This window comes from Kribbella sp. NPDC003557, from assembly GCF_040610805.1.
GTDB lineage: Bacteria > Actinomycetota > Actinomycetes > Propionibacteriales > Kribbellaceae > Kribbella.
Genome location: NZ_JBEXMY010000007.1, coordinates 377778 through 402563, shown reverse-complemented (window position 1 = coordinate 402563; position 24786 = coordinate 377778). Strand labels below are relative to the sequence as shown.

At 67.9% G+C, this 24786-nt stretch carries 21 protein-coding genes; 1 reads left to right on the top strand and 20 read right to left on the bottom strand.

Annotation, left to right across the window (positions count from 1 at the left end; all coding sequences use genetic code 11):
* Positions 1-41 precede the first annotated feature (41 nt).
* The 17 genes from ABZW60_RS30225 to ABZW60_RS30145 all read right to left on the bottom strand — a co-directional run bounded on the left by ABZW60_RS30225 (position 42) and on the right by ABZW60_RS30145 (position 21968).
* Positions 42-3902, bottom strand: coding sequence for a DNA-directed RNA polymerase subunit beta' (locus tag ABZW60_RS30225; protein ID WP_355482538.1), 3861 nt, complete (start codon positions 3900-3902; stop codon positions 42-44).
* Positions 3903-3970: 68 nt separating this feature from the next.
* Positions 3971-7453: a DNA-directed RNA polymerase subunit beta gene (rpoB, locus tag ABZW60_RS30220; protein ID WP_355482536.1), complete on the bottom strand. Its 3483-nt coding sequence runs from the start codon at positions 7451-7453 to the stop codon at positions 3971-3973.
* A 261-nt stretch (positions 7454-7714) separates the two neighbouring features.
* Positions 7715-8179, bottom strand: coding sequence for a hypothetical protein (locus ABZW60_RS30215; RefSeq protein WP_355482534.1), 465 nt, complete (start codon positions 8177-8179; stop codon positions 7715-7717).
* A gap of 215 nt (positions 8180-8394) precedes the next feature.
* Positions 8395-8886 carry a hypothetical protein gene (locus ABZW60_RS30210; protein WP_355482532.1) on the bottom strand — a complete coding sequence of 164 codons (492 nt, stop codon included), beginning with the start codon at positions 8884-8886 and terminating at the stop codon, positions 8395-8397.
* Positions 8883-10175, bottom strand: a complete 1293-nt coding sequence (locus ABZW60_RS30205) for an MlaD family protein (protein ID WP_355482530.1) — start codon at positions 10173-10175, stop codon at positions 8883-8885. The genes ABZW60_RS30210 and ABZW60_RS30205 overlap by 4 nt, the downstream gene beginning before the upstream one ends.
* Entirely contained in the window at positions 10172-11401 is a 1230-nt protein-coding gene (locus ABZW60_RS30200; RefSeq protein WP_355482528.1) for an MCE family protein, read from the bottom strand. The genes ABZW60_RS30205 and ABZW60_RS30200 overlap by 4 nt, the downstream gene beginning before the upstream one ends.
* Positions 11398-12585, bottom strand: coding sequence for an MCE family protein (locus ABZW60_RS30195; RefSeq protein WP_355482526.1), 1188 nt, complete (start codon positions 12583-12585; stop codon positions 11398-11400). The genes ABZW60_RS30200 and ABZW60_RS30195 overlap by 4 nt, the downstream gene beginning before the upstream one ends.
* Positions 12585-13598, bottom strand: coding sequence for an MCE family protein (locus ABZW60_RS30190; protein ID WP_355482524.1), 1014 nt, complete (start codon positions 13596-13598; stop codon positions 12585-12587). Before ABZW60_RS30190 ends, ABZW60_RS30195 begins: the two co-directional genes overlap by 1 nt.
* Positions 13595-14626, bottom strand: coding sequence for an MCE family protein (locus ABZW60_RS30185; RefSeq protein ID WP_355482522.1), 1032 nt, complete (start codon positions 14624-14626; stop codon positions 13595-13597). The genes ABZW60_RS30190 and ABZW60_RS30185 overlap by 4 nt, the downstream gene beginning before the upstream one ends.
* Entirely contained in the window at positions 14623-15951 is a 1329-nt protein-coding gene (locus ABZW60_RS30180; protein ID WP_355482520.1) for an MCE family protein, read from the bottom strand. Before ABZW60_RS30180 ends, ABZW60_RS30185 begins: the two co-directional genes overlap by 4 nt.
* A complete protein-coding gene (locus tag ABZW60_RS30175) occupies positions 15948-16778 on the bottom strand; it encodes an ABC transporter permease (RefSeq protein WP_355482518.1) in 831 nt (276 codons plus the stop codon). The genes ABZW60_RS30180 and ABZW60_RS30175 overlap by 4 nt, the downstream gene beginning before the upstream one ends.
* Before the next feature lies 1 nt (position 16779).
* Positions 16780-17553 carry an ABC transporter permease gene (locus ABZW60_RS30170; RefSeq protein WP_355482516.1) on the bottom strand — a complete coding sequence of 258 codons (774 nt, stop codon included), beginning with the start codon at positions 17551-17553 and terminating at the stop codon, positions 16780-16782.
* Entirely contained in the window at positions 17550-18497 is a 948-nt protein-coding gene (locus tag ABZW60_RS30165; RefSeq protein WP_355482514.1) for an ABC transporter ATP-binding protein, read from the bottom strand. Before ABZW60_RS30165 ends, ABZW60_RS30170 begins: the two co-directional genes overlap by 4 nt.
* A gap of 224 nt (positions 18498-18721) precedes the next feature.
* Positions 18722-19114 carry a 50S ribosomal protein L7/L12 gene (gene rplL, locus ABZW60_RS30160; protein ID WP_355482512.1) on the bottom strand — a complete coding sequence of 131 codons (393 nt, stop codon included), beginning with the start codon at positions 19112-19114 and terminating at the stop codon, positions 18722-18724.
* A gap of 63 nt (positions 19115-19177) precedes the next feature.
* Positions 19178-19789 (bottom strand): 50S ribosomal protein L10, encoded by a 612-nt coding sequence (rplJ, locus tag ABZW60_RS30155; RefSeq protein ID WP_355482510.1) that lies wholly within the window; start codon positions 19787-19789, stop codon positions 19178-19180.
* Between the two features lie 203 nt (positions 19790-19992).
* A complete protein-coding gene (locus tag ABZW60_RS30150; RefSeq protein ID WP_355482508.1) occupies positions 19993-21159 on the bottom strand; it encodes an MFS transporter in 1167 nt (388 codons plus the stop codon).
* Positions 21159-21968, bottom strand: a complete 810-nt coding sequence (locus tag ABZW60_RS30145) for an IclR family transcriptional regulator (protein WP_355482506.1) — start codon at positions 21966-21968, stop codon at positions 21159-21161. The genes ABZW60_RS30150 and ABZW60_RS30145 overlap by 1 nt, the downstream gene beginning before the upstream one ends.
* 52 nt (positions 21969-22020) lie before the next feature.
* Here ABZW60_RS30145 and ABZW60_RS30140 point away from each other — a divergent pair, with 52 nt between their 5' ends.
* Positions 22021-22623 (top strand): SMI1/KNR4 family protein, encoded by a 603-nt coding sequence (locus ABZW60_RS30140; protein ID WP_355482505.1) that lies wholly within the window; start codon positions 22021-22023, stop codon positions 22621-22623.
* On the opposite strand, the gene ABZW60_RS30135 is transcribed toward ABZW60_RS30140, so the two are convergent.
* From ABZW60_RS30135 to ABZW60_RS30125, 3 genes are read right to left on the bottom strand one after another with little or no spacing between them, the layout of a single operon-like run.
* Positions 22620-23024, bottom strand: a complete 405-nt coding sequence (locus ABZW60_RS30135; protein ID WP_355482503.1) for a RidA family protein — start codon at positions 23022-23024, stop codon at positions 22620-22622. The two genes, ABZW60_RS30140 and ABZW60_RS30135, sit on opposite strands and share 4 nt — an antisense overlap.
* A gap of 15 nt (positions 23025-23039) precedes the next feature.
* On the bottom strand, positions 23040-23774 hold the full coding sequence (locus ABZW60_RS30130; protein WP_355482501.1) for an IclR family transcriptional regulator: 735 nt from the start codon (positions 23772-23774) through the stop codon (positions 23040-23042).
* The gene (locus tag ABZW60_RS30125; protein WP_355482500.1) at positions 23771-24736 is read right to left on the bottom strand and encodes a sugar kinase; all 966 of its coding nucleotides are present in this window, start codon (positions 24734-24736) and stop codon (positions 23771-23773) included. The genes ABZW60_RS30130 and ABZW60_RS30125 overlap by 4 nt, the downstream gene beginning before the upstream one ends.
* Between the last annotated feature and the right edge of the window lie 50 nt (positions 24737-24786).

Here is a 24786-nt window from a genome sequence, read left to right as displayed (position 1 = left end):
TCCCAGGTGGGAAGTGCCGCCCTCGGCGGGTGTGACTGCGATCAGTTCTGGTAGGAACCGAGGTCGAAGTCGTCGAGCGGGACGGACTGGCCGCTGGACGGGCCGAAGTCGTAGTCGTACGACTCGTAGCCGACCATCGAGTACATCGCGGCCTTCGCCTCCTCGGTGGGCTCCACCCGGATGTTGCGGTACCGGTCCATACCCGTACCGGCCGGGATCAGCTTGCCGATGATGACGTTCTCCTTCAGACCGACCAGGGAGTCGGACTTGCCGTGGATCGCAGCCTCGGTGAGGACCCGGGTCGTCTCCTGGAAGGAGGCGGCCGACAGCCACGACTCCGTGGCCAGCGAGGCCTTGGTGATACCCATCAGCACCGGACGGCCCGAGGCCGGCGTACCGCCCTCGGCCACCACGCGGCGGTTCTCCGCCTCGAAGGTGACGCGGTCCGCGAGCTCGCCCGGCAGCAGCTGGGCGTCGCCCGACTCGATCACCGTGACCCGGCGCAGCATCTGCCGGACGATGATCTCGATGTGCTTGTCGTGGATGGCCACACCCTGCGACCGGTACACCTCCTGGACCTCGTCCACCAGGTGCTCCTGCGCCTTGCGGACACCCAGGATCCGCAGAACCTCCTGCGGGTCCGGCGTACCCTGCGTCAGCTGCTGGCCGACCTCGACGTGCTGGCCCTCCTCGATCAGCAGGCGACCGCGCTTCGACACCGGGTAGGCGACCTCCTCGGAACCGTCGTCCGGGGTGAGCACCAGCTTCCGGGTCTTGTCGGTGTCCTCGATCGAGATCCGGCCCGCGGCCTCCGAGATCGGCGCCTTGCCCTTGGGCTGACGCGCCTCGAAGAGCTCGACGACACGCGGCAGACCGTGGGTGATGTCATCACCCGCGACACCGCCGGTGTGGAAGGTCCGCATCGTCAGCTGCGTCCCCGGCTCACCGATGGACTGGGCCGCGATGATGCCGACCGCCTCGCCGATGTCGACCGGCTTGCCGGTCGCCAGCGAACGGCCGTAGCACTTCGCGCAGGTACCGGTCTTGGCGTCACAGGTGAGCACCGACCGGACCTTGACCTCCTCGATCCCGGCCGCGACCAGCTTCGCGATCGACACGTCGCCCAGGTCCGAGCCACCGGCGAGCACGACGTTGCCGTCGGCGTCCATGGCGTCGGTGGCCAGGGTCCGCGCGTACGCGCTGGTCTCCACGTTCTCGGCGTGCACGACCTTGCCGGACGGGTCCTTCTCGCCGATCGTCTTCGGCAGACCCCGCTCGGTCCCGCAGTCCTCCTCGCGGATGATCACGTCCTGCGACACGTCCACCAGACGACGGGTCAGGTAGCCCGAGTCGGCGGTCCGCAGCGCGGTGTCGGCCAGACCCTTCCGGGCACCGTGGGTGGCGATGAAGTACTCGACCACCGACAGGCCCTCACGGAAGTTGGACTTGATCGGCCGGGCGATGATCTCGCCCTTCGGGTTGGCCACCAGACCACGCATACCGGAGATCTGCCGGATCTGCATCATGTTGCCTCGGGCACCGGAGTGCACCATCATCCAGATCGGGTTGTCCTTGGCGAAGTTCTCCTCCATCGCCTTACCGACCTCGGCGTTGGCGCCGGTCCAGATCTCGATCAGCTCCTGACGCCGCTCGGACGAGGTGATCAGACCCCGCTCGAACTGCTTCTGGACCTTCTCGGCCTGGGACTCGTACCGGGCCATGATCTCGGGCTTCGACGGCGGCGTGCTGAAGTCGTCGATCGACACCGTCACACCGGACCGCGTGGACCAGTAGTAACCGAGGTCCTTGAGCGCGTCCAGCGCGTGCGCCACCTCGACCTTGGTGTACCGCTCGGCCAGGTCGTTGACGATCCCGCCGAGCTGCTTCTTGCCCACCTCGGTGTCGACGAACGGGTAGTCCGCCGGCAGCGCCTCGTTGAACAGCGCCCGGCCCAGCGTGGTCTCCAGCGCGAAACCGCCGTCCGGCAGCGCGGTCGCGTCGGCCGGAGCGGCCGACCCGTCCAGCCGGATGGTGATCTTGGCCTGCAGCGACAGCTCGTTGCGGTCGAAGGCCATCACGGCCTCGGCCACCGAACTGAACGCCCGGCCCTCGCCCTTGGCGCCTTCCTTCAGCATGGTCAGGAAGTAGATGCCGATGATCATGTCCTGGGTCGGCATGGTGACGGGGCGACCGTCGGCCGGCTTCAGGATGTTGTTCGTCGACAGCATCAGGATCCGGGCCTCGGCCTGCGCCTCGGCCGACAGCGGCAGGTGCACCGCCATCTGGTCACCGTCGAAGTCCGCGTTGAACGCGGAGCAGACGAGCGGGTGGATCTGGATCGCCTTGCCCTCGATCAGCTGCGGCTCGAACGCCTGGATGCCGAGTCGGTGCAGCGTAGGCGCACGGTTCAGCAGCACCGGGTGCTCGGTGATGACCTCTTCCAGCACGTCCCAGACCTGGGCGCGCTGGCGCTCCACCATCCGCTTGGCGGACTTGATGTTCTGCGCGTGGTTGAGGTCGACCAGCCGCTTCATCACGAACGGCTTGAACAGCTCCAGCGCCATCGCCTTCGGCAGACCGCACTGGTGCAGCTTCAGCTGCGGGCCGACGACGATCACCGAACGGCCGGAGTAGTCGACGCGCTTACCGAGCAGGTTCTGACGGAAGCGGCCCTGCTTGCCCTTGAGCATGTCGGACAGCGACTTCAGCGGCCGGTTGCCCGGGCCGGTGACCGGACGGCCGCGGCGGCCGTTGTCGAACAGCGCGTCGACGGCCTCCTGCAGCATCCGCTTCTCGTTGTTGACGATGATCTCCGGCGCGCCCAGGTCGAGCAGTCGCTTGAGCCGGTTGTTCCGGTTGATCACCCGGCGGTACAGGTCGTTCAGGTCCGAGGTGGCGAACCGGCCACCGTCGAGCTGGACCATCGGACGCAGGTCCGGCGGGATGACCGGGACGCAGTCCAGGACCATGCCCATCGGGCTGTTGTTGGTGGCCAGGAACGCGGTGACGACCTTGAGCCGCTTCAGGGCGCGGGTCTTGCGCTGGCCCTTGCCGGTCTTGATCGTCTCGCGCAGGTTGTCCGCCTCGGCCTTCAGGTCGAAGGTCTCCAGCCGGCGCTGGATCGCGGCGGCACCCATGGCGCCCTCGAAGTACTTGCCGAACCGCTCCTTCATGGCGCGGTAGAGGATCTCGTCGCCCTCCAGGTCCTGGACCTTCAGGTTCTTGAACCGGGTCCAGACCTCGTCGAGGCGGTCGATCTCGCGCTGCGCACGGTCGCGCAGCTGCTTGACCTCACGCTCGGCGCCTTCCTTGACCTTGCGGCGGACGTCGGCCTTGGCGCCCTCGTTCTCGAGCTGCGCCAGGTCCTCCTCGAGCTTCTTCATCCGCTGCTCGATGTCGTTGTCACGACGGTTCTCGAGCTGCTTGCGCTCCACGTCCACCCGGCCCTCGAGCGAGGACAGGTCGCGGTGCCGCGCCTCCTCGTCGACGTCGGTGATCATGTACGCCGCGAAGTAGATGACCTTCTCCAGGTCCTTCGGGGCGAGGTCGAGCAGGTAGCCGAGCCGCGACGGGACACCCTTGAAGTACCAGATGTGGGTGACCGGCGCGGCCAGCTCGATGTGGCCCATCCGCTCGCGGCGCACCTTGGAGCGGGTGACCTCGACGCCACACCGCTCGCAGATGATGCCCTTGAAGCGAACGCGCTTGTACTTGCCGCAGTAGCACTCCCAGTCCCGGGTGGGACCGAAGATCTTCTCGCAGAACAGACCGTCACGCTCGGGCTTGAGGGTCCGGTAGTTGATCGTCTCGGGCTTCTTGACCTCGCCGTGCGACCACTGGCGGATCTCATCCGCGGTCGCCAGGCCGATCCGAAGCTCGTCGAAGAAGTTCACGTCGAGCACGATGTGTTATCTCCCGTTGCTAAAAATGGTCTGAGTGAGTTGGTTGTTGATCTCAAGCGGCAACCCGCTCAGACCTCCTCGACGCTGTTCGGCTCCCGCCGGGACAGGTCGATGCCCAGTTCCTCCGCCGCCCGGAAGACGTCCTCCTCGCTGTCGCGCATCTCGACCCGGCTTCCGTCGGACGAGAGCACCTCGACGTTGAGGCAGAGGGACTGCATTTCCTTGACCAGAACCTTGAAGGACTCCGGGATACCCGGCTCCGGGATGTTCTCGCCCTTGACGATCGCCTCGTACACCTTGACCCGCCCGACGACGTCGTCGGACTTGATGGTCAGCAGCTCCTGCAGCGCGAAGGCGGCACCGTAGGCCTCCAGGGCCCACACCTCCATCTCGCCGAACCGCTGGCCACCGAACTGGGCCTTACCGCCCAGCGGCTGCTGGGTGATCATCGAGTACGGACCGGTCGAGCGCGCGTGGATCTTGTCGTCGACCAGGTGGTGCAGCTTCAGCATGTACATGTAGCCGACACCGATCGGGTCCGGGAACGGCTCACCCGAACGGCCGTCGAACAGCTTCGCCTTGCCCTGCCCGTTGACCATCCGGACGCCGTCGCGGTTCGGCAGCGTCGAGGACAGCAGGCCGGTGACCTCTTCCTCGGTGGCGCCGTCGAAGACCGGGGTGGCGACGTTCGTCATCGGCTCGGCCGCACCGGCGCCGATCTTGATCAGCCGCTGCGCCCACTCCTCCTCGTTCTCCGGGTCGACCTCCCAGCCGCGGCTGGCGATCCACCCGAGGTGGGTCTCCAGGACCTGGCCGACGTTCATCCGGCCGGGCACGCCCAGCGGGTTCAGGATCACGTCGACGTGGGTGCCGTCCTCGAGGAACGGCATGTCCTCGACCGGCAGGATCTTGGAGATGACGCCCTTGTTGCCGTGCCGGCCGGCCAGCTTGTCGCCGACCGAGATCTTCCGCTTCTGGGCCACGTACACCCGGACCAGCTGGTTGACGCCCGGCGGCAGCTCGTCGCCGTTGTCCCGGTCGAAGACCCGGACGCCGATGACGGTGCCCTCCTCGCCGTGCGGGACCTTCAGCGACGTGTCGCGGACCTCGCGCGCCTTCTCACCGAAGATCGCGCGCAGCAGCCGCTCCTCCGGGGTCAGCTCGGTCTCGCCCTTCGGGGTGACCTTGCCGACCAGGATGTCGCCGGTGGTGACCTCGGCGCCGATCCGGATGATGCCGCGCTCGTCCAGGTCGGACAGCATCTCGTCGGAGACGTTCGGGATGTCCCGGGTGATCTCCTCCGGGCCCAGCTTGGTGTCGCGGGCGTCGACCTCGTGCTCCTCGATGTGGATCGAGGTCAGCAGGTCCTGCTGCACGACGCGCTGGCTGAGGATGATCGCGTCCTCGTAGTTGTAGCCCTCCCACGTCATGAACGCGACCAGCATGTTCCGGCCGAGGGCCATCTCGCCCTCGTCGGTGCAGGGACCGTCGGCCAGCGGCGTACCGATCTCGACCCGTGCGCCGGCGTCGACCAGCGGGCGCTGGTTGATGCAGGTGCCCTGGTTCGAGCGGCGGAACTTCGCCATCCGGTAGGTCTGGTACGTGCCGTCGTCGGCGGCGACCTCGATCAGGTCGGCCGAGACCTCCTTGACCACACCGGCCTTGTCGGCCACGACCACGTCGCCGGCGTCGACCGCACCGCGGAACTCCATGCCGGTACCGACCAGCGGGGCGTCCGAGGTGATCAGCGGCACCGCCTGGCGCTGCATGTTCGAACCCATCAGCGCGCGGTTGGCGTCGTCGTGCTCGAGGAACGGGATCAGCGCGGTCGCCACCGACACCATCTGGCGCGGCGAGACGTCCATGTAGTCCACGTCCTCGACCGGCACGAGCTCGACCTCGCCGTGCCGGCGGCGGACCAGCACGCGCTCCTCGGCGAACCGGTTCTCGTCGTTCAGCGCGGCGTTCGCCTGCGCGATGACGAAGCGGTCCTCCTCGTCGGCGGTCAGGTAGTCCACCTGGTCGGTGACCTGGCCGTCGACGACCTTGCGGTACGGCGTCTCGACGAAGCCGAACGCGTTCACCCGGCCGTACGACGCGAGCGAGCCGATCAGACCGATGTTCGGGCCTTCCGGGGTCTCGATCGGGCACATCCGGCCGTAGTGCGACGGGTGCACGTCACGGACCTCGAAGCCGGCCCGCTCACGGCTCAGACCACCCGGGCCGAGCGCGTTCAGCCGGCGCTTGTGGGTCAGGCCCGCGACCGGGTTGGTCTGGTCCATGAACTGCGACAGCTGGGAGGTGCCGAAGAACTCCTTCAGCGCCGCCACCACCGGACGGATGTTGATCAGGGTCTGCGGCGTGATCGCCTCGACGTCCTGGGTCGTCATCCGCTCCCGGACCACGCGCTCCATCCGGGCCAGGCCGGTGCGCAGCTGGTTCTGGATCAGCTCGCCGACGGTGCGCAGGCGACGGTTGCCGAAGTGGTCGATGTCGTCCTCTTCGACGACGATCTCGCCACGCGGGGCCGGCAGCTCGGTCTTGCCCTCGTGCAGGGCGACCAGGTACTTGATCGTGGCGACGATGTCGTCGACGGTCAGCACCGCCTGGTCGTGCGCCTCGTCACGGCCGAGCTTCTTGTTGATCTTGTAGCGACCGACCTTGGCCAGGTCGTAGCGCTTGCCGTTGAAGTAGTAGTTCTCCAGCAGCGCCTGCGCGGCCTCGCGGGTCGGCGGCTCGCCCGGACGCAGCTTGCGGTAGATGTCCAGCAGCGCGTCGTCCTGGCCGGAGGTGTGGTCCTTCTCCAGGGTCAGGCGGATCGACTCGTAGTCCCCGAACTCCTCGAGGATCTGCGCGTCGGTCCAGCCGAGCGCCTTCAGCAGGACGGTGACGTTCTGCTTGCGCTTGCGGTCGAGGCGGACGCCGACCATGTCGCGCTTGTCCACCTCGAACTCCAGCCACGCGCCGCGCGACGGGATGATCTTGGCGGTGAAGATGTCCTTGTCGGACGTCTTGTCCGGCGTGCGCTCGAAGTACACACCGGGCGAACGGACGAGCTGCGACACGACGACGCGCTCGGTGCCGTTGATCACGAACGTGCCCTTGCGGGTCATCAGCGGGAAGTCGCCCATGAACACGGTCTGGCTCTTGATCTCGCCGGTCTCGTTGTTCATGAACTCGGCCGTGACGAACAGCGGCGCGGAGTACGTGACGTCGCGCTCCTTGCACTCGTCGACCGTGTTCTTCGGCGGCTCGAAACGGTGGTCGCGGAACGACAGCGACATGGTGCCGCTGAAGTCCTCGATCGGGGAGATCTCCTCGAAAATCTCTTCCAGGCCGCTGGGGCCGGACAGGTCCGACCGCCCCTCGGCCTCAGCGGCGGCCACCCGGGCCTGCCACGTTTCGTTACCGACCAGCCAGTCGAAACTGTCCACCTGCAGCGCAAGCAGATCCGGAACCTGGAGCGGCTCGGAGATCTTTGCGAAGGAGATGCGGCGGGGGCCGGTGACGTTGGAAATGCTGTCGGACTGGGGGTTGCGCGAGGCGACCAAGGGGCGTCCTTCCACGGGCTCGCAAAATCACATCGGTGCTGGGAGCGCACGCCAAGCCGCCCCAGTCAAGTCGGAGACCCGAGCAGAGGCGAGAGAAAGGCAGCGCAAAGCACTAGGCTACATGATCCAGGCAAGCCTGTCCAATGGGGTCCAATAGTCTGCCTCGGACCACCCTCTCCGTCAAGGACCGACCCGGAGTCTCCAGCGGGTAGATCACCCACGAGACACCCGGCGCCCCTTTCGTGCGGAGTTAGGAAGAGATTACAGTCCGGCGATCTCCTGGACCAGCCATCGGTCGCCGTTTCGGACCATGGTGAACCGGGTCCGGTTCAGGTCCACCCGGGGACTACCCTTCGTGATCGTGCTGGTGGTCGTCTGGTTGACGAAGATGATCAGCGTGACCCGGTCGGCGTCGCCGTCGCGGACCCCGACCTCGCGGACCTCGGCCTTCACCGTCGCCTTGGTCTTGGTCGCCAGCTCGCCGGCCACCTTCGCGGTCTCGTCGAACTTCGCGGCGAAATCCGGGGTCATCGTCGCCCGTGCCGCGGCGAAACTCTTGTCCAGGTCGCGGTAGTCGTAGCTGAGCGCCGTCTCGGCCGCCTTCCGGCCGGCCGCCGACGCCTGGCTCCGGGCATCCTCGGCCTGCTTCCCGTGCCACGCCTTCACGCCGAGCACCGCGGCGACGGTCAGCGTCAGCACGACGACCACCGCCAGCGCGGCCGTCAACGTGGCTCCCAGACCCCGCTTCTGCTCACTCTCCGTAGAGATTTCAGCAGCCGATGACTTCTGCCGAACCTCCTCCGAAGCCCCCTCTGTGGCCGGGGTCACATCCTCTTCGACCAGCTCGGCCTCAGTGACCTCCGGCTCCAGAACCTCCGGCTGGTCCGGCTTCGCCGTACGGCGCTGGCCGGCGATGCGGGGACGGTTGCGGGACGCAGGCATCAGCCCACCACCTGGAGGTCGGCGGTCAGCCAGCGGTCCTTCTCGCGGACCATGTCGAGCTTGATCCGGTAGCGGCGCTGGACGCCCTCGGCCGAGGCCGTGTTCGTCACGACGGCGTTCACGATCACCAGCACCTGTGCGGAGTCCTTGTCGTTCGAGACCACAGCGGCTTCCTTGACGTCGCCCTTGGAGGTCGCCTTGTTCGTCACGACCTCGGTCTTCACCGCGGCGATCCCGGCCTCGAACTCCTGCTTGAACTGCCCGGTGGACTCGTCGGTCACGCGTTTGAAGTCCGCCTCCGACGTCTGGTAGTCGTACGTCGTGAAGTCCAGCGCCAACTGCCGCGCCGCCTTCATCGCGCCGTCGCGCTGGGAGTCGTCGGCGCGCTGCTTGCTCAGCGCGACCACCGACAGCGTGAGGCCGCCGAGCGCCACCAGGAGCAGGACGCTGAGCGCCCAGGCCAGCACGAGCCGGCCGTTGCGTGCGATCACTTGCCGGTCACCGGTCCGAGGATGAGTGCCTTCCAGGAGTCGCTGCCGAGCAGCTCCTGCTGTCCGCCGGTGGAGCCCAGGGTCAACTGCGGCATCCCATCGGTTCCGCCCGCGGCGCCGGTCGCCGGGTCGTACCCGATCCCGTACCCGCCGCGGTTGAGGTCCTCCCGCGACGAGGGGGTCGGCTTGTTCTGCGAGCCGCGGACGTTGATCCCGGTCGACGGGTTCGCCGTACAGCCGGCCTTGGTGTTCGCCGTGGTGTTCTTGAGGTCCTGCGGGACCCGCTTGTCGGTCCCGCCGTACCCGGGCCGGCAGGCCGGCGGCTGGAGCCCGACGACCAGACCGAAGTGCGCGTCGTAGTGGCCGGTGCCGGGGTCCTTGGCCGGGACGACGTACCCGCCCATCGACACCGCCGGGTAGACCACCAGCAGCTGCTCGACGGCGTCCAGCCGGACCGCGGTCAGTTCGTTCACCGTCAGCAGGTTACCGAGCAGCACCGCGATGGACGCGCTGTTCTCCTGGATCAGGCCCGTGACCTGCGTGGACGCCAGCGAACCCTGGTCGATGACCTTGCGCAGGTTGCTGTCCGAGGCGACCAGCGTGTCGGACAGCAGCGCCAGGTTCTTCGCCCAGGTCTTGATCGCGTCGCCGCTGGCCACCTGGGTCGCGAGCACGGTGTCGCCGTCGTTGATCAGCTTGATGGTCTGCAGCACGTTGGCGTCGGCGTCGTCGATCAGCTTGCCGGAGCTGTCGATGATCTTCTGCAGGTCGGTGCCCTTGCCCTTGAGCGCCGCGCCGAGCTCGCGGACGGTGGTCCGCAGGCTGTTCTTGTCGACCGAGTTCACCAGCTGGTCGAGGTTCAGCAGCAGCTCGGTGGTGTCGATCGGGATCGCGGTGTCCTTGCGGTCGATCCGCGAGTTGTCCTTCAGGTACGGCGCGCCGTCGCGGCGCGGCTGCAGGTCGACGTACTGCTCGCCGATCGCGGACCGGTTCGCGACCACCGCGAGCAGGTCGTTCGGGATCTTCACCTTCTTGTCGATGTCCAGGTTCACCTGGACGCCGTCGCTGAGCAGCTTCAGCTCGCCGACCCGGCCGACCGGCTGGCCGCGGTAGGTCACCTCGGCGCCGGTGAAGATGCCGCCGGACTCGGCGAAGCTGGCGCTCACCGTGTAGTCGTCGTCGACGATCAGCTTGTCGATCTGGGCGTACCGCGCGCCGACGAACGCGACGCCGACGACGGTGATCAGCAGGAACACCATCAGCTGGATCCGGACCGTTCTGGTGATCATCCGACCACCCCCGGCATCAGGGCCTTCGCCAGGTCGGGATCGAGCCCGGAGCGGTTCAGCGTCGGCGAGCAGACCGGCAGGCCGAGCACCGTGATGCAGGTGGTCGTGGTCCCGGTCGGGACGGGCAGCGACGGCAGCACGCTGCCCGGCGCCTGACTCGTCGGCAGGTGCACCGGCAGGCTGATCCGCCCGGTCGGGATCGCGGTCGGGCCGACCGTCGGCAACTGGATGCCGAGCAGCGTGTCGAGTGCCTTCTTGGTGTTCACGTCGAGCGTGATCCCGAGGTTGGTGTAGTCACCCTTCGCGGCCTTGGCGGCGTTGTCGGGGAACGGATAGGTGAACAGCAGCTCGAGCGACTTCGGCAGGTTCTCCCCCGCCTCGGCGAGCTTGGTCAGGATCGGGTAGAGCGACTTCAGGTTCGCCACCAGGTCCTTCTGCGCCGAGGTGATCACCCGGGTCGCGGTGTTGCCGAGCGTGGCCAGCGCCTGCAGCGTCTTGACCAGCGCGGCCCGCTGCTGGTCGAGCGTCTTGATCGACGCCGGCAGCGAGTCGATCGCGGTGGCCAGCGTCGCCTTCTGCGCGTTCAGCTTCTTGGCCAGCGCGTCCACCGACTTGATCGCGGTGACGATGCGCGCCTTGTTCTGGTCCAGGGTGCCGACGAACGTGTTCAGCTGGGTCAGCACGCTGCGGATCGCCGGCTCGTTGCCGGTCAGGGCCTTGTTCAGCTCCTGGGTGATGATCTGCAGCTGGGCCACGCCACCGCCGTTCAGCAGCAGCGAGAGCGCCGACAGCACTTCCTCGACCTCGACGTTGCTGGTCGTCCTGGACAGCGGGATCAGCTCGCCGTTGTCGAGCTTGCCGCGCGGCTTCTCGTTCCCGGTCGGGCGCGACAGCGACACGAACTTCTCGCCCAGCAGGCTGGTCTGGCGGATCGTGGCGTGCGTGTTGTCGGGCAGGTCGAGGCTCTTCGGCAGCCGGATCCGCACCTTCGCGACGTACCCCTCCAGCCAGACCTTCTCGACCGTGCCGACGGTGACGTCGTCCACCTTCACCGTCGACTTCGGCACCAGGTCGAGGACGTCACTGAACTCGACGGTGACCGTGTACGACGGCCCCTTGATCGTCGCGCCGCCGGGCAGCGGCAGCGAGTACACGCTGAAGTCACAGCCGCTCAGCAGCATCGCGAGCGCGGCAATTCCGGCGACGATCGACGTACGGCGCTTCATCGGACCAGCCCCCCGAGTGTCGGGTCGACCGGGTCGGGGCTGTTCAGCGGGGCCTGCGGCTTCGGCGCCCACGGCGTACCGGCGGGGCCGCCGCTGGTCGGCCCGGTGCCGGTCAGCTGCTGCAGCAGCGGCAGCTTGGCGAGCGCGTCGAGGACCGGCTTCAGCGTCGAGCACGTCGACAGCTTCTGGTTGGCCTGCAGCAACAGCGAGCAGACGAACGTCGCCGGGTCGTCGAGCTGCCCGGGGTTGATCCGCTGGTCGAGCGTGCCGTACTGCGGGTTGTAGATCCGGGCCAGGTTGCCGAGGCCGAGCGGCGCGGTGTCGAGCACCTCCGCCAGCGCGGCCTTCTCGTTGACCAGGATCTGCGACAGCTTGGTGGCGCCGCCGACCGTGTTCTTCACCAGCGCCCGGTTCTCCTTGACGAACGTCGCGACCTCGCCGAGCGCGGTCGCCAGCAGCGACAGCGACGTGCCCAGGTCCTTGCGTTCGCCGGCCAGGGTGGTCGAGACCGCGGCGAAGTTCGTGTTGAACTGCCGGACCAGCTGGTCGTTCGCGGCCAGCGCGGACACGAACGTCTGCAGCTGCCGGATCGTGTTGAACAGCGCCGACGAGTTGCCGGACAGCGTGCTGGTCAGCTTCGAGACGTCGGTGATGGTCTGGTTCAGCTTGGCGCCCTGGCCGTTCAGGTTCTTCGCCGAGACGTCCAGCAGCCGGGCGAGTGCACCCTGGTCGTTCGCGCCCTTCGGCCCGAGCGCCACGGACAGGTCGTTGAGGCTCTGGTAGATCTGGTCGAGCTCCAGCGGTACGGCGGTCCGCTCGATCGGGATCTGCGCGCCGTCGGCCATCACGGCGCCGTTGGAGTACGCCGGGGTGAGCTGCACGTACCGGTCCGCGACGATCGACGGCGACGCGATCACCGCCTTCGCGGTGGCCGGCACCTTGTGCTTGGCCTCCCACCAGAACTTCACCCGGACCGTCCGGCCGGCCGGCGTGACGCTCTCCACCTCACCGACCTTGATGCCGAGGATCCGGACGTCCGACCCCGGGTACACCGAGACCGCGCGCGGGAAGTACGCCGTCGCCGTCACCCGCTCGGGTTTCGGCCACAGCGTGACGACGCTGACCGCGAGGATCACCACGACCACGCCGACCGCGATCAGCCGGGACAGTGCGTTGACCTTCATCAGCCGCCACCTCCCAGGATCGTCGGCAGTCCGGGGATCGGCACCTTCGGCAGCGGGATCTCCGGCACCGGCACCAGGTTCTGCAGGTAGGTGTCGAACCACGGACCGGTGCCGAGGGTGTTGGTGAAGACGCGGACGAACGGCGCCAGGCCCTTGATGCTGGCGTCCAGCGAGTTCTGGTTCTGCAGGAGGACGGCGAGCACCGCGTTGACCTTCTGCAGCGTCGGCCCGAGGTCCTTGCGGTTCTCCCGGACCAGCGCGGTGATCTGGGCGGACAGCTTCTGCGTCGACACCAGCAGCTGGTGGATCAGCGCCCGCCGGGCCTGCACGGCCTGGAAGACGGTGTTGCCGTCCTTCATCAGCTTGATCAGCTGCTGGTTGCGGTCGGCCAGGACCTTGGTGACCACGTTCGAGTGCTGGAGCAGCAGCTTGAGCTGCTCGTCGCGCTTGGCCACGTTCCGGGACAGGCGGGACAGGCCGGTGAGCGACGCCTGCACCTCTTCGGGCGTGTTCTTGAACGTCGCCGACAGCGTGTCCAGGGCCTTGGCCAGCTGGGCGGTGTTGATCCGCTCGGTGGTGTTGGCCAGGTCGGTGAAGGCGTCCACGACGTCGTACGCCGAGATCGTGCGGGCCAGCGGGATCTCCGAGCCCGGCTTCAGCTCGCCGGTACCGGCCGGGTCGAGCTTCAGGTACTTCTGGCCGAGCAGCGTCTTGATCTTCATCTCGGCGCCGGTCTGGTCGCCGAGCTTGACGCCCTTGTCGACCACGAAGTCGACCCGGACGTGGGTGCCCTCGAGCTCGACCTTGCGGACCTTGCCGACCCGGACGCCGGCGACCCGGATCTCGTCGTTCGGCTTCAGCCCGCCGGCCTCGGAGAACTGCGCGGAGTACTTGGTCCCGCCGCCGATCAGCGGCAGGTCCTGCGCCTTGAACGCGGCCAGCATGATCAGGCCGATCACGGTCAGGCCGATCACGCCGATCGTCACCTGGTTCTGCTCGCGGAAGGGTTTCACTTCGCGCACCTCGCCGAGTTGAGCTGGTACGAGACCGGGATCCGGGTGCCGGTGGGCAGCGTGACGTTGCCGTCGAAGTTGCACAGGTAGAAGTTGAACCAGGAGCCGTACGACGCGGTGCGGGTCATCGTGTTGAGCTTCTCCGGCATGAACTGCAGGGTCTTCACCCAGATCGACTGGGTGTCGTCCAGCGTGGTGGCGACCGCGCGGAGCTTGTCCAGGTCGGCCTTGATCGGCACCCGGGTCTGCTGCAGCAGACCCGCGGTCTTGGTGTTCAGCGAGTTGATCGAGGTCAGCGAGCCGAGGATCGGGGTGATGTCCTGGCTGAGGCCGGTGATGAACTGCTGCAGGTTGACCAGCAGCTGGGAAAAGTTCGCCTGCCGCTGGGAGACGATCTGCAGGGTGCCGGTCAGGTTCGTGATCAGGTCGCCGATCACCTGGTCCGCGTCGGCCAGCGTGGTGGTCAGCGACGCGGTCTTGGCCAGCAGCGACTCGATCGTGCCGCCTTCGCCCTGCAGCACCTTGATCACCTCGAACGCGAACTGGTTCACGTCCGCCGGCGTGAGCGCGGTGAACAGCGGCTTGAACCCGTTGAAGAGCACCGACAGGTCGAGCGCCGGCGTCGTCCGTTCCTTCGGGATGATGCCGTTCTTCTTCAGCCGGTCGCCGCCGCCGACGCCGTCGGTGAGCGCGACGTAGCGGTTGCCGACCAGGTTCCGGTACCGCAGCGTCGCGTGCGTCGAGGTGTCGATCACCTGGTCGGAGTCGACGCTGAACGTCACCATCGCGAGCTTGTCCTGGTACAGCTGGATCTTGTCGACCTGGCCGACCTTCACACCGGCGATCCGGATGTCGTCGCCCTGGTTCAGCCCGACCGCGTCGGTGAAGACCGCCCGGTACTTGGTGGTCGGGTTGAAGCTGATGTTCCCGATCGTCACCGCCAGCAGCGCGGTCGCGATCGTGGTGACCACCACGAAGATCCCGAGCCGCACGGTGTCGAACGTGGTCTTCTTGTCGAAGAAGCTCACTTCAGGTTCACCTGCCCTCCGCGCAGCAGCGGGCCGACCAGCAAGGTGGTCAGATCCGGTACGTCGTCCGATGCGACGCCCATCTCCGGGCCGACGATCGAGGCGACGACCTTCTGCTCGGCCGGCGTGCCGACGCCCTGGGTGTCCATCGCGAAGCCCGGCATCGCCCGGTTCAGCTTCAGGTCGAGCGGGAAGCGCTGGTTCTTGTTGTGGTCGCCGATCACGCCGTCGTCACCGGTGATGTACGGCGCCGGATTCTCCTGCGTGTAGGGGCCCGGCTTCGCCCCCGGGTGGCTGTAGTTCTTGCCGACACAGGTCGGGCCGCGGTGGTCTGCGTACACGGGCTTCTCGTTCGGCTCGTACGGCGTCGGCTGGTTGGTGATCAGCTCGAGGTTGATGTTCAGCCGGCCGTCGCGGAACGTGTCGTTCAGGATCGGGGCGGTGTCGGTCATCACCTGCAGGAAGCAGGGCACCTCGGGTGAGTACCGCTCCAGCAGGTCCAGCACCGGGCGGCTGACCTGGCCGAGCCGGATCACCCGGTCCTCGTTGTCCTTCAGGAACGTGTTCCCGGTGCTGGACAGGTTCTGCACGTCGACGAAGAACTGCTGCAGCTGCTTCTGCTTCTCGACCACCGTGTTGCCGGTGACGGTCAGGTTGCGCAGCGCGCGGACCAGGTCCGGCGTCGCGTCGCCGTACAGGTCCGCGACCTGGGTCAGCTTGGCCAGGGCGTCCATCAGCTTCGGGACGTGCGGGTTCAGCTTCTTCAGGTACCCGTCGAGCTGGGTCAGCGTGCCGGCGATCTCGGCGCCGCGGCCCTCGAGCGCGGTCGCGAGCGTGTTCAGCGTGGCGTTCAGGTCCGCCGGGTCGACCGCCTGGAGCAGCGGCAGCGCGTCGTTCAGCACCTTCTCGATCTCGATGCCGACCGCGGTCTTGTCCCGGCTGATCACGTCACCGGCCTTGATGTGCGCGCCTTCGGGACCGGTGGGCGGCACCAGCGCGACGTACTTCTCGCCGAACAGCGTCTTCGGCAGGATCCGGGCGCTGACCGCGGCGGAGATCTCGCTCACCTGGTCGGGCTTGAGCGCCAGGTCGACGGTCGCCTCGTCGCCGTCCGTCGACACCCCGCGCACCTCGCCGACGATGATGCCGCGCAGCTTGACGTCCGCGTGCTCGTTCAGCTGCAGGCCGATGTGGCTGGTCTTCAGCTCGACGTTCACGGTCTTGGTGAAGACCTTGGCGTAGAACGCGTACGTCAGCCAGAGCAGGAACACCAGCACGCCGATGAACGCGACGCCCAGCACCTTGTGCGAGATCAGTCGGGTCATCCGGCCAGCCTCACAGTGGTCGTCGTACCCCAGATCGCCATCGACAGCAGCAGGTCGACGACGTTGATCACGACGATCGACGTCCGGACCGCGCGGCCGACGGCGACGCCCACACCCGCCGGACCGCCGGTCGCGTGGTAGCCGTGGTAGCAGTGCACGAGGATCACCAGCACCGCGAACACCAGCACCTTGCCGAACGACCAGAGCACGTCCCCGGGTGGCAGGAACAGATGGAAGTAATGGTCGTACGTGCCGGTGCTCTGCCCGTAGAAGGTCGTGACGGTGAGCCTGGTCGCGAAGTACGACGCGAGCAGGCCGACGACGTACAACGGGATCACCGCGATCAGGCCGGCGATGATCCGGGTGGTGACCAGGAACGGCAGCGACGGGATCGCCATCACCTCGAGGGCGTCGATCTCCTCGCTGATCCGCATCGCACCGAGCTGCGCGGTGAAACCGCAGCCGACGGTCGCGGCGAGCGCGATGCCGGCGATCAGCGGGCCGATCTCGCGGGTGTTGATGTAGGCCGACACGAAGCCGGCGAACGCCGACGTACCGATCTGGTTCAGCGCCGAGTAGCCCTGCAGGCCGACCTCGGTGCCGGTGAAGAAGGCCAGGAACGTGATCACGCCGACCGTGCCGCCGATCACCGCGAGCGCGCCGGAGCCGAGCGTGACCTCGGCGAGCAGCCGGAAGATCTCCTTGCGGTACCGGGTGACGGACTTGCCCGACCAGGCGAGCGCCTTGATGTAGAAGGCGAGCTGCTCACCGAGGTGGTCGAGCGAGCTCAGCGGCTTCTTGACCAGCACGTCCACCCACGCCGACACGTCAGGCCCCCTTCGGCGGGACGAGCTGGAAGTAGATCGCGGTCATCGAGAAGTTCGCGACGAACAGCAGCATGAAGGTGATGACGACGGACTGGTTCACCGCGTCGCCGACACCCTTCGGCCCGCCGCCCGCGTTGCAGCCCTTGTACGCCGCGACGACCGCGGCGATGAACCCGAAGACCAGCGCCTTGACCTGCCCCTGCCACAGGTCGGGCAGGTGGGCGAGCGCGGTGAAGCTCGCGATGTAGCTGCCGGGTGTGCCGTCCTGGAGGACGACGTTGAAGACGTAGCCGCCCATCACGCCGACCACGCTGACGAACCCGTTCAGGAAGAACGCGACCAGCATCGTCGCCAGCACCCGCGGCACCACCAGCCGCTGGATCGGGTCGATACCGAGCACCATCATCGCGTCCAGCTCCTCGCGGATCTTCCGCGAGCCGAGGTCCGCGCAGATCGCCGAACCGCCGGCGCCCGCGATCAGCAGCGCGGTCGCGATCGGCGACGCCTCCCGGACGACGGCCAGCACGGCCGCCGAACCGGTGAACGCCTGCGCGCCGAACTGCTTGATCAGCCCGCCGACCTGCAGCGCGATCACCGCACCGAACGGGATCGCGACCAGCGCGGTCGGGATGATCGTCACGCTCGCCACGAACCAGGCCTGCTGGAGGAACTCCTTCAGCTGGAACGGCCGCCGGAACGTGGCCCGGCCGGTGTCCAGAGCGAAGGCGAACAGCGAACCGGCGTGCTTCAGCGGGGCGGTCGCGGAAACAGTCACCGCGCCCCCACGGCCTTCGCCTCGAACGACCCGGGCGGCGGGACGATGCCGTTCTCCCGGCACCAGTCGCCCGGCGGCCGCTGGGTCGGGCGGAGCATGCCGCTGCTGGGCAGCTGCTGGATCGGGATCGGCGGCAGCGGCGGCAGCTCCTGGCCGATCTCCCGGGCCAGCTCGTCGGCGTCCTTCTCCTCGGACATGCCGATCGGGCCGATCATCTGCGCGTTCAGGAACTGCCGGATCACCGGCTCCTCGCTGGACAGCAGCATCTCCCGCGGACCGAACATCGCCAGGTGCCGGTGGTACAGCATGCCGATGTTGTCCGGCACCGTGCGGGCGGTGTTGATGTCGTGGGTGACGATCAGGAAGGTCGCGCCGAAGGCCTCGTTCAGGTCGATCATGACCTGGTTGAGGAACGACGTCCGGACCGGGTCGAGGCCGGAGTCGGGCTCGTCGACGAGCAGGATCTCGGGGTCCAGGACGAGCGCCCGGGCCAGGCCGGCTCTTTTGCGCATACCGCCGGAGATCTCGCCGGGCAGCTTCCGCTCGGCGCCGACCAGGCCGACCATCTCCATCTTCTCCATCACGATGGAGCGGATGTCGGACTCGGACTTCTTGGTGTGCTCGCGGAGCGGGAACGCGACGTTGTCGTAGAGGTTCATCGAGCCGAACATGGCGCCGTCCTGGAACAGCACGCCGAACAGCCGCCGCACGTCGTACAGCTCGCGCTCGCTGCAGGTGGCGATGTCGGTGCCCTCGATCCAGACATGCCCGCGGTCGGGCTTGATCAGACCGATCAGCGTCTTCAGGAACACGGACTTGCCGGTACCGGACGGGCCGAGCATCACGCAGATCTCACCGGCCGGCAGGGTCAGCGACACGTCGCCCCAGATCAGCTGGCTGCCGAAGGACTTGGTGAGACCTTCGACGCGGACTTCGACGCCCACCGGTCCTCCTCACGGGAATGTTCTGGCCTGCCCCGAACCGACGAGTACGCGGGTTCCAACGAGGGAGCAGTGGCCTAGGTTACGCACGAGTACGGTTTTGCGTAACCCCTGGAAGTCAAGCGATTGCGATACTAACCATCACGTAACGGCAGAAGGGCGGCCCCCCAACGGGGACCGCCCTTCTCTACACATTCGTTACGCTCCTTGACGGAACGTAACCGAGGTCACTTGAGGGTGACGGTGGCGCCGGCGCCCTCGAGGGCCTCCTTGGCCTTCTCCGCGGCAGCCTTGTCGACCTTCTCCAGGACGGCCTTCGGGGCCGACTCGACGAGGTCCTTGGCCTCCTTCAGGCCGAGGCTCGTGAGACCGCGCACCTCCTTGATGACCTGGATCTTCTTGTCGCCGGCGCTCTCCAGGACGACGTCGAACTCGTCCTGCTCCGCGGCCTCTTCGGCAGCGGCGCCCGCGCCACCCGCGGCCGGGGCCGCGGCAACGGCGACCGGGGCGGCGGCGGTGACGCCGAACTCCTCCTCGAACGCCTTAACGAACTCCGACAGCTCCAGCAGGGTCAGTTCCTTGAACTGGCCGAGGAGCTCTTCGGTGCTGAGCTTCGCCATGATGGCGGTCCTTCCTAACGATGGTGCTTGATGATCACTGATGGGGTGTTGCGGTGAGATGCCTCAGCTGTCCGCTGCGGCGGTCTCCTCGGTGCTCGCCTCGGCAGGTGCCTCGACCGTGTCCTGGACGGTGTCCTGGACGTCTGCTGCCGGAGCAGCATCGGCCGGCAACTTCTCCTGCAGCGCCGCGAACAGGCGCGCGGCCTGCGACAGCGGAGCAGCGAACAGCGACACCGCTTGCTGCGGGGCCGCCTTCATCGCACCTGCGAGCTTCGCGAGGAGAACCTCACGCGACTCCAGGTCAGCGAGCTTGCTGATCTCGTCAGAGCCGAGTGCCTTACCGTCCAGCACTCCACCCTTGATGACGAGCAGGGGGTTCGCCTTGGCGAAGTCACGCAGTCCCTTGGCCGCAACCACCGGGTCGCCCTTGATAAAGGCGATCGCCGAGGGGCCCTCGAGGAGCGAGTCGAACGAGTCGACACCCGCGTCCTTGGCCGCGATCTTGGTCAGCGTGTTCTTCACCACGGCGTAGTTCACGTCATCACCGAGCGCAGTCCGAAGTTGCTTCAGCTGCGCAACGGTGAGACCGCGGTACTCGGTCAGCACGGCGCCGTTGGAACTACGGAACTCGTCCGTCAGCTCCGCGACAGCGGCTGCCTTGTCCGGCCTCGCCATGGGGGTCTCCTTCTATCGGCTTCCACGCCTCGGACCCCTGAACAAAGAAAATCGCCCCTGCGCGGGCGCAAGGGCGTGAAACATACAGTGTCACTTCCAAGTCACCTGCGCGGGCCGCCCACCTGAGTGGGACCTTCAGCTACCTAGGGCAGCAACCAGCGGTCTTCGGCAGTAGACAGTGTGCCTGATGCTTACCCGTGCAATCAAATCGGCCGCGGATGCGGCGGGATCCAGCGGTGCATCGCCGTCGCGGCCGCCCACCCGGTCGCGGCCATGATCACGATCGCCGGCCCCAGCCCGAGCATCGCCGTCGCACCGGCCAGCAGCAACGGGCCCGCGCCGTTGCCGGTGTCCGCGAACAGCCTGAACGCCCCCAGGAACTGGGCCCGTCCGACCGGCGGGGACGCGTCCGCGCCGAGGGTCATGATCACGCCGGCGCCGAGCCCGTTCCCGATCCCCATCAGCAGCGCGACCGCGGTCAGCGTGGCCGTGGTGTGCGTCAGCGGGAGCAGCAGATGCGCCGACCCGAGCACGATCATCGACGGTACGGCGACCCACTTCCGGCCGAGCCGGTCCATCACCGACCCGGCGGGATAGAAGAGCAGCATGTCCACCGCTCCGGACAGCCCGAAGACCACGCTGGTGGTCTGCGGATCCAGCCCGATGTGCTGCGCCCACAGCGGGATGACGACCTGGCGCGACGCCCGCACGGCCCCGACGAGCAACGCTCCGACGCCGAGCGTCCGCAGCACCGGGAAGTGGTCGCGGATGACACCCCAGGTGGACTGTGCGGCCAGCGGTCCCCTTCCGCGTCTGTTCACGACGTCCGGCAAGCTCACCAGAACGGCACAGGCCAGTACGGCGGCCACCAGGTGCACCCAGTACGCGCCGTCCGTACCGAGGAACTTCATCGCACCCGCGCCAAGGAACGGGCCGATGAACGAGCCGATGCGCTGTACACCCCCGAGAGTGGACAGTGCACGGGCCCGTAGCTCGAGAGGTACGGCCGCGCTCAGGTAGGCCTGCCGGGCGAGGCCCCAGACCGCCCCGGCGAGCCCTGTGCAGCCGATGGCGATGGCTAGTCCCCACACCGTCGGGACCACCAGACAGGCGGCCAGGGCCAACGCAACAAGGACAGTGGCGGCCAGCATCGCGCTGCGCTCACCGATGCGGTTGGTGAGTGCGCCGGCCGGGATGTCGCCGATCACCTGGCCCAGTCCGGCCGCAGCGACGACCAGGCCGGCTACGGCAACCGAGGCACCCAGGTGGGTGGCCGACAGGGCAACGACGGGCGCGATGGCGCCCTGCCCGATGCCGTACAGCAGAGCGGGCAGATAAACAGCCGGTGCGATTTTCCAGAGGCTCCGCATCACCGGCCGCCGGCCAGCGCCGTACTGCGGTCGCGGGCGGCCGGGGTGGCTCCCAGCAACTCCGACACCGACCAGGCTGCCTCGGCGACCCTCATCCCGAACTCCTCCATCCGCTCGACCGTCATCCGCATCTCGGGGCCGGACACACTCAGACACCCGGCGACCGTGCCGGAGTGGCCGAACACCGGTGCCGCCACGCTGCAGATCCCCGGCGTCCGCTCGGTCCGCGACATCGCGAACCCGCGCCGGCGGATCTGCGTGAACTGCTCGGCGAGCACGTCCGGGTCCGTGATGGTTGCCGGTTGCACCTGCTCCAGCGGGCCCTTCAGCACGTCCTGCTGCTGCTCGAACGGCAGGAACGCCAGCAACGCCTTGCCCGGGGCACCGAGCGGCAGAGCCACCGGGAGGCCGAACTCCGTGTAAGTACGGCGCAACTGGTGGTGGCTCTCGACCTGGTCGAGCACGACGCGCTGCCCTGACGGGAGCAGTTCGTGCACGGCCGCGGTCTCCCCTGTGGCATCGCGGAGTGCACGCAGCACCGGCAGAGCAGCGTCGCGCAGGCCGGCCGGGATCCCGCCGCTGTGTGCCAGCTGCACGACCAGCGGTCCGATCGCGTAGCGCCGGTGCGCGGTCTGCCGGACCAGCCCGTTCTCCTGCATGGCCAGCAGCAGCCTGTGCACGGTGCTGGTGGACAGGCCGGTGGCCCGGGCCAGGTCGCTGATCCCGAGCTCGGGTGTCCGCGCGTCGAAACACCGGAGGATCGCCACAGCGCGGTCGATCGACTGCACCGAACCACGCGTTTCCTGCATTGTGAAACCATATCCCGCGATACGGGAACGCTGTCGATGTAGTGTCCAGCGGGTGAGCATCACCGCCTCCTGGGGCCGGATCGACCACTGGCTCGCCCGGCACGCTCCCGCGACGTACGACGTCCTCGCACCCCCGGCCACCGGCGCAGAACTCAAAGGCGGCGCGGTCGAGCTGCCACCTGAACTGGTCGAATCGCTGCGCTGCCACAACGGCGTGACCTCGTGGGCGAACCTGCTGCCGGAGGCGCTGCCGTCGAGCGCGTCCGAGATCGCCGTGAACTGGCAACTGCGGATGGACCTGGCCGCGGACTACGACGGCTTCACCGTCCACCCGCCGGCCTCGGAGCCGTACTGGCATCCGGCCTGGATCCCGTGGGCCGACAGCGACGGGGACCTCCAGGTCATCGACCTGCGCCCGGGCCCGGCACAGGGACGACTGGGAATGGCGCTGCACGACGGATCAGGAGACTTCACGGCCGGCTGGCCGAGCCTCGCGTCGTACCTCGCGGAAGTGGTGCACTCCTTGCACCACGGCACCGGCGTCAACGGCTGGTACCCGTACCTCACCATCCACCAGGAGCTCTGGTGGGATCGGGGCCCGGACCAGCAGTCCGTCAACGGCGAGCCGCTGGTCCGGGCACCGGTGCAGAACTAGCTCAGGACCGCCAGGGCGTCGATCTCGACCAGCATGTCCGGCAGCGGCAGGCCGGTGAACACGGTGGTCCGCGACGGCAGCACGCCACTCGGCGTCCGGGTCGACACGAACTCGGCGTACGCCTCGTTCATCGCGGCGAAGTTGTCGCGCTCGGTGAGGTAGACGCGCAGCATCACCACGTCGTCGATGCTCCCGCCGCCGGCCTTCAGGATCGCCTCGATGTTCTGCAGCACCCGGGTGGTCTGACCCTTCACGTCACCGGCGAACACGAAGTCGCCGCTGGCCGGGTCGACCGAGCCCTGGCCGGACACCTGCAGGATGTTGCCCTTGCGGACCCCCTGCGAGAACACCGGCATCGGCGGCGGCGCGTCGGTGGTGGAGACTGCGGTCTTGTCGGACATCAGGTCTGACACCTCTCAGTTGTAATCGGTACTGATGGCTTCAGCGGTGGCGAGCAGGTCAGGAAGCAGCTCGAGCACCTGGTCATAGTTCAGCAGTACGTCGGGCACGGACAACGACACGGCCCCGACAACGCGGCCCGTGCCGTCGGTCAGCGGCGCACCGATGCAGTTGATGAACGACTCGTGCTCCGCCTTGTCCTGCGCCCAGCCACGCTCTTTGGTCACCTGCAGCTCGTCCCGCAACCGGTCCGCGTCGGTGATCGTGTTCGGCGTGAACGCCTTGTAGTCCAGTGACTGGAGGACCGCCTCCCGCTGGCGCTTGGGCTGCGCTGCCAGCAGGACCTTTCCGACCGCGGTGCAGTGCAGGGCCGCCGGTACGCCGACCTGCGAGTACATGCGCACCGAGCGCACGCTGTCGAGCTTGTCGATGTAGATGACCTCACCGTTCTCCCAGGCGGCCAGGTGTACGGTCTGCCCGGTCTTCTGGTTCAGGTCCCGCAAGTGCGGTGCGGCAACCTGCCGTACGACGTGTTGCTCGCGCGCGACGTCGGCGAGCGCGAACAGTCGCGAGCCCAGGCTGTAGCGGTGCTGGGCGTCCCGCCGTACGAACCGCTCTGTTTCCATGGTCCGCAACAGCCGGAGCACCGTGGTCTTGTGCACGCCCAGCTCGGCCGCGAGCTGGTCCAGCGACCGCTCCCCCTCACCCAGGCTGGTGAGGATCTGCAGCGCCCTGCCGAGACTCTGACTCATACCCTGGTCGCCGCCCACTCCTCGTCCGAGGCCTTGAGCAACCGCTCACGAACGTCGATCGCCGGCGGCGGCGCGTGATCCTCAGGAGCCGTCAGCACCGCGGCAGCATTCAGATGCCCCAACCGGAGCCGCTCCACCATCGACAGCCCTTGTAGCGTCCCCGCCAAGAACCCCGCCGCAAAGGCGTCCCCCGCTCCGACGGTCTCGACCACGTCCACGGACAGGGCCGGGACCTCAGTGCGGCCGGCTGGCTCCAGCACCATCGCGGTGTGCGCGTCGTTCTTCACCACCAGCGTGGGCGCCCCGATCAGCTCGTACAACTCCTCCGGGTCGCCCGTCCCCGCAAAGACCTCTGCCTCGTCAGCCCCGATCAGCACGATGTCTGCAGCCTTCAGCAGCCGCCACAGCGGGGCCGGATCCCTGTCCCGCCAGAGCGCCGGCCGCCAGTTCAGGTCGACGCTGAGCAGATACTCCCGCGGCTCGGTCGCCAGCCGCTCCAGCATGTCCGCACTGGAGGTGGAGATCGCCGCGGTGATGCCGGTGGTGTGCACGAGCCTGGCCTGCTTCAGCCGCTCGCTGACCTCGGGCCGATCCAGGAACCCGGGCTCCATGGCCGCGGCCGCCGAACCGGTCCGGTAGTAGTGCATCCGGGAGCGGCCGTCCTCGGACTCCTTCACGTAGAGCGCGGTCGGCCGGAGCGGATCCAGCTCGACACCTCCGACATCAACGCCGCGCGCCTGCAGATCCCGCAGTACGTGCTGACCGAAGCCGTCGTCGCCGAGCCGCGAGATCCAGCCGGTCGGTACGCCGAGCCCGGCGAGCCCGCCGGCCACGTTGCACTCCGCCCCGCCCACCGACCGCCGGAACACCTCGACGTCGGCGAGCGGCCCCGGCCCGCCGGCCAGCATGATCATCGCCTCACCGAGGCAGATCGCGGTCGTCTCAGGGAGCGGTTCGGGCATCGGCACTCCAGGGCGGCAGGGTGATGGGATAGGCGTGCGTTGACGCGACT

Excerpts from the sequence above, each read along its gene's own strand:
- rplL (WP_355482512.1), bottom strand. The coding sequence starts at position 19,114 with ATGGCGAAGCTCAGCACCGAAGAGCTCCTCGGCCAGTTCAAGGAACTG.
- ABZW60_RS30205 (WP_355482530.1), bottom strand. The coding sequence starts at position 10,175 with ATGATCACCAGAACGGTCCGGATCCAGCTGATGGTGTTCCTGCTGATC.
- rplJ (WP_355482510.1), bottom strand. The coding sequence starts at position 19,789 with ATGGCGAGGCCGGACAAGGCAGCCGCTGTCGCGGAGCTGACGGACGAG.
- ABZW60_RS30180 (WP_355482520.1), bottom strand. The coding sequence starts at position 15,951 with ATGACCCGACTGATCTCGCACAAGGTGCTGGGCGTCGCGTTCATCGGC.
- ABZW60_RS30125 (WP_355482500.1), bottom strand. The coding sequence starts at position 24,736 with ATGCCCGAACCGCTCCCTGAGACGACCGCGATCTGCCTCGGTGAGGCG.
- ABZW60_RS30135 (WP_355482503.1), bottom strand. The coding sequence starts at position 23,024 with ATGTCCGACAAGACCGCAGTCTCCACCACCGACGCGCCGCCGCCGATG.
- ABZW60_RS30200 (WP_355482528.1), bottom strand. The coding sequence starts at position 11,401 with ATGAAGCGCCGTACGTCGATCGTCGCCGGAATTGCCGCGCTCGCGATG.
- ABZW60_RS30130 (WP_355482501.1), bottom strand. The coding sequence starts at position 23,774 with ATGAGTCAGAGTCTCGGCAGGGCGCTGCAGATCCTCACCAGCCTGGGT.
- ABZW60_RS30150 (WP_355482508.1), bottom strand. The coding sequence starts at position 21,159 with ATGCGGAGCCTCTGGAAAATCGCACCGGCTGTTTATCTGCCCGCTCTG.
- ABZW60_RS30145 (WP_355482506.1), bottom strand. The coding sequence starts at position 21,968 with ATGCAGGAAACGCGTGGTTCGGTGCAGTCGATCGACCGCGCTGTGGCG.
- ABZW60_RS30195 (WP_355482526.1), bottom strand. The coding sequence starts at position 12,585 with ATGAAGGTCAACGCACTGTCCCGGCTGATCGCGGTCGGCGTGGTCGTG.